This window comes from Allorhizobium sp. GW101-3B10 (assembly GCF_059424725.1).
Window position 1 is genome coordinate 4,236,641 of record NZ_JBWKZR010000001.1, and the last position, 10,347, is coordinate 4,246,987.

The following is a 10,347-nucleotide window of genomic DNA, read 5'->3' on the forward strand; positions in this document are numbered from 1 at the left end:
CGTGACGAGACCTGATGGCGGATCCTGTTTTCCTTGGAGGGGTTTGTTTAATCGGAGGTAAGCTTCCCGGTGCAGCGCGAGCCAACGACAATAGGGCATTTGGGTCTGGTGAATGCCGGCGTTACCGTCGGCCTGGACCAAATCGTCAGGCAACGTGGTGGTGATCCCGCACGCGTACTCGAGGAGTCCGGACTGCGACAGGCGTTCGACGAACTTCACCTCACGGCACAGAATCCAGAAATTACCCTATCTGCTTTCTCTTGCATGCTGCGCTCGGCGGCCAAGGAAACAAAGCTGCCAACCTTGAGCATGGAATTCGCCCAGGATTTCGACGTCCGCTCGTTGGGCGCAATTGGCTATCTGTTCGATCTCGCCCCGGACCTGGGTACAGCCCTCAAGGACTTCTGCTCTGCTTTCGAGCTCGTTCAGGAAAACACGGCGATCGGGGTGGAGGCGCACGGAGAACTGGCGCGCATCTCATATTCCGTTCGTGTCGGAACACCGGAGGAAAAGGCTCCGGACGCAGAGTTTTCGGTCACCATGTTGGGTGCGGCGCTTCGAAGAGGTTTGAACGCATCCGTCGACGTCCACCGGGTGGATCTTGAACATATTCCGGGGTGGGAACGAGAAGCAGCGCCTGCATGGCTTGGAAAAGACTTCCGATTGCGAGAGCACTGCAATGCCATTTACGTGCGGCGTGACGCCCTGGATCGGCCAGGCCCGAGCAAAGACCCTTACCTTTACAGAATTGTCGCGGATCGCGTGAGAGACGAACTTAAGAGTCTTGGATCTCGAAACGACACCGTAAATGTGGTTCTGAGATCGCTGGGTGAGGCGTTTTACGCCGGCAAGCTCGCTCAAATCAGCGCGTCGAATGTCGCCGACCAACTGGGTATCAGTGCGCGCACCCTTCATCGACAACTCGCCGCCTATGGAACAGGCTTTCGCGATTTGAGAAACGCCTCATTGCTTGACTCCGCGAGGCTTCTTTTGTCTGACCCCCAGAATTCGGTGACAGAGATCGCACTCGCATTGGGCTTCAGCGAGACAAGTGCCTTCTCGCGCGCGTTTCGCGACCTGACAGGCGAATCGCCGGCCGAATTCAGAAAATCGTGACAGGCTGCCTTGTCCGGCAAAGCGTTGGAGAGCCGTGTGCTGGCAGGCCTCCGCGAACGCCTGATGATCCCGGAGATGATGGCGGAAGCCATGCGGGCCTATGCGCAGGAAACCAATCATCTCAACCGCGAGCGCCGCAATTCCGCCGAGGCCAACCGTCGCGAACTTGCCGAGACTGCCAAGGCCATTGCCGAGATCGTGCGCGTCATCGAGCAAGGTGGCTGGCTTCGTGCCCTGTCCGACCGCTTGGCCGAGCTGGTAGCCAAACAGGACATCCACAGCGCGCGTCTCGCTGACATCCCTCAGGACATACCCGATCTTCATCCGGGCGTCGCGGAGATCCGTCGGCGCAGGATCCAGCGCCTGGCCGAGACGCTTTCCCATCCCGGCAAAGCACCTGAAGCTGCCGCCGCCATCGGCGAAATCATCGACGGCGTTGTGGTCACGCGCGGCGAGAAACGCGGCACCTGCAGCATCACGCTGCAAAGCGAGCTTGGCACCATCCTCGACTGGATCGACCGCAGCGGAAAACCCCGCTACAAGCCCAGGTCATACACCGCCCAGTCCCGTTTGCCGGTCTCGGTAAATGCTCGGGCCTGTCCCGGGCATCAGCACCCTGGTTAAGCCCTTCATGTCGTAGATTCTCGGCACAAGGCCGGGGATGACGTCGAGGGTGCAGTGCTGGTCATACAGAAAGGGCCGGTATGAACCGGCCCTTGTCGATTGTGTTTGCCTCACAAGGCCATTTCGTGCATCTGGCCCGTCTTCGGACCATAGTGGGTGAGCGCCGCTTTAAGCTTTTCCAGCGCTCGCGTCTCGATCTGGCGGACACGTTCCTTGGAAATACCGAGTTCGGCACCGAGTTCCTCGAGCGTCGCGCCGTCCTCGGTCAGGCGGCGCGCCTTGATGATGCGGTTTTCCCGCTCGTTCAGTTCGGTCAGCGCATTCTTCAGCCAGCCGTGCCAGCGTTCGCCGTCGATGATGCCGGTGACCTGTTCGTCCGGCGGCACTTCGTTGCTTTCGAGCATTTCCAGCTGTTCGCTGCCATCGCCGCCGTCGCGGCCCTTCATCGGCGCCTGCAGCGAGGCGTCGGCGCCGGAGAGCCGCGCATCCATCGACTGGACGTCGGCCAGGCTGACGCCGAGCGCCGAGGCGATTTCCTGGTGGATGGCTTGGTCGCTCAACCGGTTGTCGCCCTGGGCGAGCTTGGCGCGCAGGCGGCGCAGGTTGAAGAACAGCGCCTTCTGCGACGAGCTCGTGCCGCCGCGCACGATCGACCAGTTGCGCAGGATATAGTCCTGCATCGAGGCGCGGATCCACCAGCCGGCATAGGTGGAGAAACGCACTTCGCGGGCTGGCTCGAAGCGGGCCGCGGCTTCCAAGAGGCCGATATAGCCTTCCTGGATCAGGTCGTTGAGCGGCAGGCCGAAGCCGCGGAACTTCGAGGCCATGGCGATGACCAGGCGCATATGGGCATGGGCGATGCGGTTGCGGGCATCCTGATCGTCGTTGTCTCTCCAGCGGATCGCCAGATCCAGCTCCTCCTCGCGTTCGAGATAGGGCTGAGCCATCGCAAATCGGATGATGTGTCTGTCGGCGGACATGGCTTTCATCGGTGTCTCCATGGGCGGTACGATCAGGACGGGTCGTCTAGTGCCGGCACTCATGCATGAACGGGCCAAGGCCACACGGGTTCCATCGCGCGTAGGTCGATTTTTGCCAAAGGCAAGCGTCTCCGGCCGCAGACCGTTCGAAAACCATTACGCGGAACATGGGAATTCGGTTTGAACGTTGCGCGTCAAAGGGCCGATCGGTTCGGCTTTTCACGGACTTGTGATGACGGGCCCTGAATCAGGCGGGACGATGGCCGGCGATGAGTGCCAGGCGCGGTACCGGCCAGCCCTTGGCGTCGGGCATGAAGACCAGGCGGTAGCGGGCAAAGATATTGGCGAGCAGCAGCGTGAACCAGGCGCCGAAGGACAGGCCGGCGATCACGTCGCTCGGATAGTGCGCGCCGACCATGACGCGGCTGAACGCCATCCACAGCGCCAGCAGCATGAAGGCAAGCCGGTAGCGCGGCAGAAGCAGGATCAGCACCATGAAGATGGCGCCGACCGTGGTGGCATGGCCGGAGGGGAAGCTCTCGAACTTCGCGCCGCTGAAGGAGGAGAAGCCGAACGAGCCCCAGTCCTCGAACTGGCCGGGGCGGGCGCGGCCGATCACCCGCTTGACGAGATTGGCGAGAATGCCGGAGAGCGCCACGGCGAGGAAGGCATAGGCGCCGATCTGGCCGAGATGGAGGGCGCGGAAGCGCTGCCTTGCGCCGCGCGACAGCCGCCAGGAGGCAAATCCCGTGAGCGCCAGCATGGCCGCGGCCGTCAGGATCCAGCCGGAACTGCCGAATTCGGTGATCATCTTGCCGAGCGAGCGGGTGAAGATGTCCCGGTGCCGCGAGGCGCCGACCGGCGCGTCGAAGATGAGGAAGGAGAGGAGAACCAGATTGGCGGCGACGACGGCGAAGATCTGCCAGTAGTGCGGCGCAGGCGGGTGACGATTGAGGTCACGGCGCCGCTTCAGCCAGATCCTGATCTTGTCGATGCCGCTCACGTCCAGCCTTCCGCTTCATTCCAGCCTGCCGGCGAAGGAGAGGCCGGAACGGCGTCCACGAACGGCATGCAGCCGCGGCAAGATGGTTGCCGCGGCTTTCAAATGCAAGGGCCTGTCAGGCCGACAGCGCCTTGAACTCGGCGAGGATGGCGTCGCCCATCTCGGTGGTGCCGACCTTGGTTGCGCCTTCGCTCATGATGTCGCCGGTGCGGATGCCCTTGTCGAGCACGGCGGCGATCGCCTTTTCGAGGTTGTCGGCTTCCTTCACCATGTTGAAGGAGTAGCGCAGGCACATGGCGAACGAGGCGATCATGGCGATCGGGTTGGCGATGCCCTTGCCGGCAATGTCCGGGGCCGAGCCGTGGACCGGCTCGTAGAGCGCCTTGCGCTTGCCGGTCTTGGCATCGGGTGCGCCGAGCGAGGCGGACGGCAGCATGCCGAGCGAACCGGTCAGCATGGCGGCGACGTCGGAGAGCATGTCGCCGAACAGGTTGTCGGTGACGATGACGTCGAACTGTTTTGGCGCACGAACGAGCTGCATGCCGCCGGCGTCGGCGAGCATGTGCTCGAGCTGGACGTCCGGATACTTGGCCTTGTGGGTCTCGGTGACGACCTGGTTCCACAAGACGCCCGACTTCATCACGTTGCGCTTTTCCATCGAGCAGACGCGGTTCTTGCGGGTGCGCGCCAGCTCGAAGGCGACCGAGGCGATGCGCTCGATCTCGTAGGTGTCGTAGACCTGGGTGTCGATTGCCCGCTTCTGGCCATTGCCGAGATCGGTGATGGTCTTCGGCTCGCCGAAATAGACGCCGCCGGTCAGTTCGCGCACGATCAGGATGTCGAGGCCTTCGACCAGCTCGGGCTTCAACGAGGAGGCATTGGCGAGCGCCGGATAGCAGATCGCCGGGCGCAGGTTGGCAAACAGTTCGAGATCCTTGCGCAGGCGCAGCAGGCCGGCCTCGGGGCGGACGTCATAGGGTACGTCGTCCCATTTCGGGCCGCCGACGGCGCCGAACAGCACGGCATCGGCGTTCATCGCCTTGGCCATGTCGTCCTCGGAGATCGCCGCGCCATGGGCGTCGTAGGCGCAGCCGCCGACCAGACCTTCGTCGGTGGCGAAGCCTGAGCCCTGTTCGGCATTCATGTAGGCGATGATTTTGCGGACCTCGCCCATGGCTTCGGGGCCGATGCCGTCGCCGGGCAGAAGGAAGAGATTGTGCTGTGTCATGGAAAGCCTCCCTGGCTTTGAAAAAGAGTTGCCGCCTTCTATCGGGCAAAAACCCGCATTTCAAGGACACTCAGCGGCAGAACGGTACGGTGGGAGGCAGCCGTAGCGGAGAGGCCGGCGCGGTCGGTCAAGCCGATCCCGCGCCGCAGCCGGGATCGATCAGGCCCAGGGATGGGTCTGGGCGTTGGTCTTTTCGAAGGCGGCGATGCTTGCGGCCTTTTCCAGCGTCAGGCCGATGTCGTCGAGGCCGTTCAGCAGGCAGTGGCGCTTGAAGGCGTCGATGTCGAACTTGATGCGGCCGCCGTCCGGACCGGTGATTTCCTGCGATTCAAGGTCGACCGACAGAACGGCGTTGGAGCCGCGGTTGGCGTCGTCCATCAGCTTGTCGAGGTCTTCCGGGCTGACGACGATCGGCAGGATGCCGTTCTTGAAGCAGTTGTTGTAGAAGATGTCGGCAAACGAGGTGGAGATCACGCAGCGGATGCCGAAGTCGAGAAGTGCCCAGGGGGCATGCTCGCGCGAGGAGCCGCAGCCGAAATTGTCGCCGGCAACCAGGATCTGCGCATTGCGATAGGCCGGCTTGTTGAGGACGAAATCCGGGTTTTCCGAACCGTCGTCCTTGTAGCGCGCCTCGGCGAACAGACCCTGGCCGAGACCGGTGCGCTTGATGGTCTTCAGATAGTCCTTCGGGATGATCATGTCGGTGTCGACGTTGACGACCGGAAGGGGTGCTGCGACGCCGGTGAGCTTTACGAACTTTTCCATCAGACCCTGCCTTCGGAATGCAATTCAGGAATTCCGCAGGCCATAGAGGAAAATCGCGCGGATTTGAAGGCCTTTATTGGCCAAACGGGTACGCCCGGCCGCCGAAGCGTCAGTTTTCCGGGCGTGCCGGCCGATCCTGTCACAGATCGATGATGGTACCGCGGCCGTCATTCCACACGCGCATCTCGCGGCCTTCAGTCTTTGCCTTGGCATAGACCGGGGCCTTTTTCGGCCGCGCGGTCAGCATGCGGGCGGCAAGCGTCAGCGTCAGCACGGCGCCGGCGATCAGCGTCAGCGAGACGGTGAAGGCGGCTGCGATGGCCAGCACGACGATGCCGGCTGCGGCAAGGGCGACGGAACGGAGATTCTGCATGGTGGAAATCCTTTCTGAAGTCCCAAGGTGGTCCTTCTTCCCGCGGAATGCAAGGGCTTTCCGCCAAATGTCGCCTTGCATGGCTGCGCAAAGCTTGGCAGAAGTTGGCGCATGAATTCGATCAATTCCCACCACCCGGCGCGGCTGCGCCGTTCCGTTCTCAGCGTGCCGGCGATCAATGTCCGGGCGCTGGAAAAGACGCATGGGCTGTCCTGCGACGCCGTCATCTTCGACCTCGAGGATTCGGTCGCGCCCGAGAAGAAGGCCGAAGCGCGGGCGAATCTGCGCCGTTTCTTTGCCGAGACGCCGCTTAAGGGCCACGAGGCGATCATCCGGGTGAACGGCCTGGACACCGAATTTTTCCTCGACGACATGGCGGCGGTGATTGCCTGCCGGCCGGATGCGGTGCTCCTGCCGAAGGTCGACGGGCCGGACGACGTGCAGCGCGTCGCCGACCTGCTGGCGGAATCGGATGCGACGGAAAGTCTCAGGATCTGGGCGATGATCGAGACGCCGCGCGGGGTTCTCAACGCCGCGGCGATCGCCGGTTCGGGCCGCACCGCCGGCGGCCTGCTCGACTGCTTCGTCGTCGGGCTGAACGATCTGCGCAAGGAAACCGGCGTGGCGCCGGAGCCGGGGCGGACCTATGTCGTGCCCTTCCTGATGCAGGTGATCCTGGCCGCCCGCGCCTACGGGCTCGACGCGATCGACAGCGTGTCGAACGAATTCAAGACGCTGGAGACCTATGAGGCGGAATGCGCGCAAGGCCGCGCCATGGGTTTCGACGGCAAGATGCTGATCCATCCGGCGCAGATCGACGGCGCCAACCGGCATTTCGGCTTTTCGCCGCAGGCGCTGGCCGAGGCGAAGACGATCGTCGCCGCCTTTGCCGATCCGGCGACGGCCGGCCTCAACGTCATCAACCTCAACGGCCGCATGGTCGAGCGGCTGCATCTGGAACAGGCCGAGCGGCTTCTCGCCAAGGCTCGGGTCATCGAAGCAAGAGAAGGCAGGACAGCATGAAAGTCTATCGTTTCCTCACCGGCCCGGACGACGCGGCCTTTTGTCATCGCGTCACCGATGCGCTCAACAAGGGCTGGGAACTGCACGGGGCGCCGAGCCTGTCCTTCAATGCCGCGACCAACCAGATGCATTGCGGGCAGGCCGTGGTGAAGACCGTGCACGGCAAGGACTACGATCCGAGCATGAAGCTCGGCGAACAATGACAGGCTCGGGGCGCCTGCCGTATGCGGCGGGCGCCCCGATGCGTCGGGTCATTTGACGGCGGAATTGCCGCCGTCGGCAAAGAGGGCGGAGCCGGCGACGAAGCTCCCCATCGGGCCGGCCAGGAACAGGGCGGCCTGGGCGATTTCTTCCGGGCGGGCGATGCGCTTCAGGGCGTGCAGGCCTGCTGCCCAGTCCTTCTGGGTCTGATCGCCGGCCATGCGCGTATCGGTGCCGCCCGGCAGCAGCGCATTGGCCCGGATGTTGCGGCTGCCGTAATCCGCGGTGATGCCCTTCACCAGCCCCATGAGGCCGGCCTTTGACGCCGCATAGGCGCCCATGCCGGGAATGCCGACGCTCGTTCCGACGAAGGTGGACACGAAGACCAGGGCACCCGAACCGCGCTCCAGCATGGCCGGAATCTGGAGCCGCGCGGCGAGGAAGGCCGAGGTGAGGTTGGCTGCCAGCGTGTCCTGCCATTCAGGCAGGGTGACGTCCGCCAGCGGCTTGATCGGGCCGACGGCCCCGGCATTGTTGATGGCGATGTCGAGGCCACCGAAGCGGCTGACGGCCACATCCACCAGCATGTCATGGGTTTCGGCGCGGGCGACATCACCCGGCACGGCCTGGGCTTTGCCGCCGGCGCGGCGCACGCGGTCGACGATTTCGTCGAGAGCCTCACTGCCCCTGGCATTGAGCACCAGCGATGCGCCCTCTGCGGCAAACAGAAGGGCAGTGGCGCGGCCGATGCCGGACGATGCTCCGGTGATGATGGCGACCTTGTCTTTCAGGCTTGTCATGGAAACCTCCTTGGGTGTTGGAGGCCAAGGGATAGGCAGCGGGCGGGGCGGCGACCACCCGTTTCCGGACGCGGCACGGGCGGTTTGCCTGTCGACCCCTGGATATGCCGTCCCCGCACAGATGTTTTTCCGCAAGGCGCCATTGTCCTTCGAGCATGATTGCGGCCATGGTCGGGGCTTGCGCCTCTGCCGGCTTGCGGCGGCGCCTCCCCCCACCCATCGCAGGAGAATGCCCGTGCTGACCATCCGACGTCTCGATATTTCCGATGCCCGCCTGCTGATCGCCGGCGCCAGCGACAAGGCCCGCGAGATCGGCGTGCCGATGTGCATCGCCATCACCGACGAGAGCGGCCAGCTCATCGCCTTCGAGCGCATGGACGGCGGCAAGGTGACCAGCACGACGATCGCCATCGACAAGGCGTTTACGGCGGCTGCGGCGAAGAAGGCGACCCATGAATATGGCGCGGCCAGCCAGCCGGGCAGCCCGGCCTTCGGCATTCATTCGGCGATCGGCGGCCGGCTGATGGTGGTTGGCGGCGGCCTGCCGGTGATCATCGACGGCGAGGTGGTCGGCGGGATCGGCATCAGCTCGGGCACGCCGGCTCAGGATCTCAGCTGCGCGGAGGCGGGCATTGCCCATTTCCTCGCGACGCGGGGTTAATCCTTCAACGAGGCGGACATGCCGTCGGATTCCGCGGCGGCATCTTCGGCGCTCTCTTCGATACGCTCCATGTCGTCGTCGGACAGACCGAAATGGTGGCCGATCTCATGGATCAGCACATGGGTGATGATGTCGCCCAGCGTTTCCTCGTTCTCGGCCCAGTAGTCGAGAATGGGACGGCGATAGAGCGTGATGCGGTTCGGCATCTCGCCGGTTTCCATGGTGAAGCGCTCGGAAATGCCGCGGCCCTCGAACAGGCCGAGCAGATCGAAGGGCGTTTCCAGCGCCATGTCCTCGAACACTTCGTCAGTGGGGAAATCGGCGATCTCGATGATCAGATTGCCCGTCAGCGCACGGAATTCCTCCGGCAAATGGCCATAGGCCTCGATCGCCAGCGATTCGAACGCGCTGATCGTCGGGGCATAGCGTTCGCGCCAATCTTCGGTCTGGTCAATACGTGCCATCGGTACTCCTTACTGGCTTTCCATATAGGACCTTTGCCCCCGCATTTCGAGTGGGAATCCTGTCAAGGAATAAATTCACAACGAATCCGGTTGACTCTTTTAGCAAGCTCTGGAATCCATAGGAACATATAGAGAACATTCCAGCAGGAGAGACGTCATGGGCGCGACCGCTCAGGCGCAGGAGAGGCTTTTTGCCTTGCGCGAAGCCATAGCGAAGATCGAGGGGCGCGCTCCTGCGGACGGGCTTGCGCCCGTGGCGGGCGGCTCCGTCGGCGAGGCGAATCCGCGGTCCTGCGGCTCCGTCATCCAGGAAGACCAGCACCTCGAAAGCCTTCTGCCGGAGGGTTTTCCGGTCGGTTCGATGATCGAGGCGCGCGGCCTGCAGCTGCGGGACGCCGGGGCCGTCAGCGGCTTCGGGCTGGGGCTCTGCCTGTTCGGCCGGTCCTATCGGCTGGGAAAGCGCATCCTGTGGATCGGCGAACGGATGGTCGCCCGGGAGGCGGGCCTGCCCCATGCGGCGGGGCTTGCCGACTACGGATTACAGCCGGGTGAACTCCTCTATGCCATGCCCAGGCGGCTGGAGGATGCGCTCTGGCTTGCCGATGCGGCGCTCACCTCGGGCGGCTTTTCGGCGGTGATGCTGGAGGTCAACGGCAATCCGCGCGGGTTCGGCCTAACCGAAAGCCGGCGTCTCAGCCTGAAGGCCAAGAGCACCGGCGGTTTTCTCCTTCTGGTGCGCCAGGGCGGGGAGGAAGAGGCGAGCAGCGCTTCCCTTCGCCTTCGCATCGAACCCGCGCCGGCGGCGGCGCGCTTCCTGCCCGACGGAACGATGCTTGGCGGCAGCATCGGCAATCCCGTCTTTCGCCTCGTTCCGGAAAAGATCCGGCTCGGGGGCCCTCGCGAACTGATCCTGGAGTGGAACAAAGATGACCGCCAATTTTACCCCGCAGCTCCCCTTCACGCCGGCACAAGCCCTGCACACCGACCGGCGCATCCTGGCACTCTGGTTCCCCCGCCTTTCGACCGATCGGCTGGCGCGCCGGCGCTGGGGACAGTCGTGGCGTTCGACCGGGCGTCCTGAGCATCCGCCGGTCGTCTGCGCCGGGCGG

At 63.9% G+C, this 10,347-nt stretch carries 13 protein-coding genes; 6 read left to right on the forward strand and 7 right to left on the reverse strand.

Going from position 1 to position 10,347, the window contains the following annotated elements; translation table 11 throughout:
• Window positions 1-69 precede the first annotated feature (69 nt).
• Window positions 70-1,116 carry an AraC family transcriptional regulator gene (locus AC07Y0_RS20825; protein ID WP_498679562.1) on the forward strand — a complete coding sequence of 349 codons (1,047 nt, stop codon included), beginning with the start codon at window positions 70-72 and terminating at the stop codon, window positions 1,114-1,116.
• A gap of 36 nt (window positions 1,117-1,152) precedes the next feature.
• Window positions 1,153-1,740, forward strand: a complete 588-nt coding sequence (locus AC07Y0_RS20830; RefSeq protein WP_498679563.1) for a hypothetical protein — start codon at window positions 1,153-1,155, stop codon at window positions 1,738-1,740.
• A 110-nt stretch (window positions 1,741-1,850) separates the two neighbouring features.
• Here the strand turns inward: AC07Y0_RS20830 and AC07Y0_RS20835 are convergent, their stop codons facing one another.
• The 5 genes from AC07Y0_RS20835 to AC07Y0_RS20855 form a co-directional block, all read right to left on the reverse strand.
• Window positions 1,851-2,729, reverse strand: coding sequence for an RNA polymerase factor sigma-32 (locus AC07Y0_RS20835; RefSeq protein WP_498679564.1), 879 nt, complete (start codon window positions 2,727-2,729; stop codon window positions 1,851-1,853).
• Window positions 2,730-2,967: 238 nt separating this feature from the next.
• A complete protein-coding gene (locus tag AC07Y0_RS20840) occupies window positions 2,968-3,723 on the reverse strand; it encodes a phosphatase PAP2 family protein (RefSeq protein WP_498679565.1) in 756 nt (251 codons plus the stop codon).
• Window positions 3,724-3,838: 115 nt separating this feature from the next.
• Window positions 3,839-4,951: a 3-isopropylmalate dehydrogenase gene (gene leuB / locus AC07Y0_RS20845; protein ID WP_498679566.1), complete on the reverse strand. Its 1,113-nt coding sequence runs from the start codon at window positions 4,949-4,951 to the stop codon at window positions 3,839-3,841.
• 159 nt (window positions 4,952-5,110) lie between these two features.
• Complete coding sequence (gene leuD / locus AC07Y0_RS20850) at window positions 5,111-5,716, reverse strand: 3-isopropylmalate dehydratase small subunit (RefSeq protein ID WP_498679567.1); 606 nt, start codon at window positions 5,714-5,716, stop codon at window positions 5,111-5,113.
• Window positions 5,717-5,855: 139 nt separating this feature from the next.
• A complete protein-coding gene (locus AC07Y0_RS20855; RefSeq protein ID WP_498679568.1) occupies window positions 5,856-6,089 on the reverse strand; it encodes a hypothetical protein in 234 nt (77 codons plus the stop codon).
• Window positions 6,090-6,200: 111 nt separating this feature from the next.
• Here AC07Y0_RS20855 and AC07Y0_RS20860 point away from each other — a divergent pair, with 111 nt between their 5' ends.
• Window positions 6,201-7,112 (forward strand): HpcH/HpaI aldolase/citrate lyase family protein, encoded by a 912-nt coding sequence (locus tag AC07Y0_RS20860; RefSeq protein ID WP_498679569.1) that lies wholly within the window; start codon window positions 6,201-6,203, stop codon window positions 7,110-7,112.
• Window positions 7,109-7,315, forward strand: coding sequence for a DUF1737 domain-containing protein (locus AC07Y0_RS20865; RefSeq protein WP_028737317.1), 207 nt, complete (start codon window positions 7,109-7,111; stop codon window positions 7,313-7,315). Before AC07Y0_RS20860 ends, AC07Y0_RS20865 begins: the two co-directional genes overlap by 4 nt.
• A gap of 48 nt (window positions 7,316-7,363) precedes the next feature.
• Here AC07Y0_RS20865 and AC07Y0_RS20870 read toward each other — a convergent pair whose 3' ends face one another.
• Window positions 7,364-8,113 carry an SDR family oxidoreductase gene (locus AC07Y0_RS20870; RefSeq protein ID WP_498679570.1) on the reverse strand — a complete coding sequence of 250 codons (750 nt, stop codon included), beginning with the start codon at window positions 8,111-8,113 and terminating at the stop codon, window positions 7,364-7,366.
• Window positions 8,114-8,348: 235 nt separating this feature from the next.
• Here AC07Y0_RS20870 and AC07Y0_RS20875 point away from each other — a divergent pair, with 235 nt between their 5' ends.
• A complete protein-coding gene (locus tag AC07Y0_RS20875; protein ID WP_028737315.1) occupies window positions 8,349-8,774 on the forward strand; it encodes a GlcG/HbpS family heme-binding protein in 426 nt (141 codons plus the stop codon).
• Here AC07Y0_RS20875 and AC07Y0_RS20880 read toward each other — a convergent pair.
• Window positions 8,771-9,238, reverse strand: coding sequence for a metallopeptidase family protein (locus AC07Y0_RS20880; protein WP_498679571.1), 468 nt, complete (start codon window positions 9,236-9,238; stop codon window positions 8,771-8,773). The genes AC07Y0_RS20875 and AC07Y0_RS20880 overlap by 4 nt on opposite strands.
• 157 nt (window positions 9,239-9,395) lie before the next feature.
• Between AC07Y0_RS20880 and AC07Y0_RS20885 the strand changes: the two genes are divergently transcribed.
• Window positions 9,396-10,319, forward strand: a complete 924-nt coding sequence (locus AC07Y0_RS20885) for an ImuA family protein (protein WP_498679572.1) — start codon at window positions 9,396-9,398, stop codon at window positions 10,317-10,319.
• The last annotated feature ends 28 nt before the right edge of the window (window positions 10,320-10,347 follow it).

Coding starts and splice junctions, on each gene's coding strand:
- AC07Y0_RS20835 (WP_498679564.1), bottom strand. CDS start 2,729: ATGAAAGCCATGTCCGCCGACAGACACATCATCCGATTTGCGATGGCT.
- leuB (WP_498679566.1), bottom strand. CDS start 4,951: ATGACACAGCACAATCTCTTCCTTCTGCCCGGCGACGGCATCGGCCCC.
- leuD (WP_498679567.1), bottom strand. CDS start 5,716: ATGGAAAAGTTCGTAAAGCTCACCGGCGTCGCAGCACCCCTTCCGGTC.
- AC07Y0_RS20855 (WP_498679568.1), bottom strand. CDS start 6,089: ATGCAGAATCTCCGTTCCGTCGCCCTTGCCGCAGCCGGCATCGTCGTG.
- AC07Y0_RS20860 (WP_498679569.1), top strand. CDS start 6,201: ATGAATTCGATCAATTCCCACCACCCGGCGCGGCTGCGCCGTTCCGTT.
- AC07Y0_RS20865 (WP_028737317.1), top strand. CDS start 7,109: ATGAAAGTCTATCGTTTCCTCACCGGCCCGGACGACGCGGCCTTTTGT.
- AC07Y0_RS20870 (WP_498679570.1), bottom strand. CDS start 8,113: ATGACAAGCCTGAAAGACAAGGTCGCCATCATCACCGGAGCATCGTCC.
- AC07Y0_RS20880 (WP_498679571.1), bottom strand. CDS start 9,238: ATGGCACGTATTGACCAGACCGAAGATTGGCGCGAACGCTATGCCCCG.
- AC07Y0_RS20885 (WP_498679572.1), top strand. CDS start 9,396: ATGGGCGCGACCGCTCAGGCGCAGGAGAGGCTTTTTGCCTTGCGCGAA.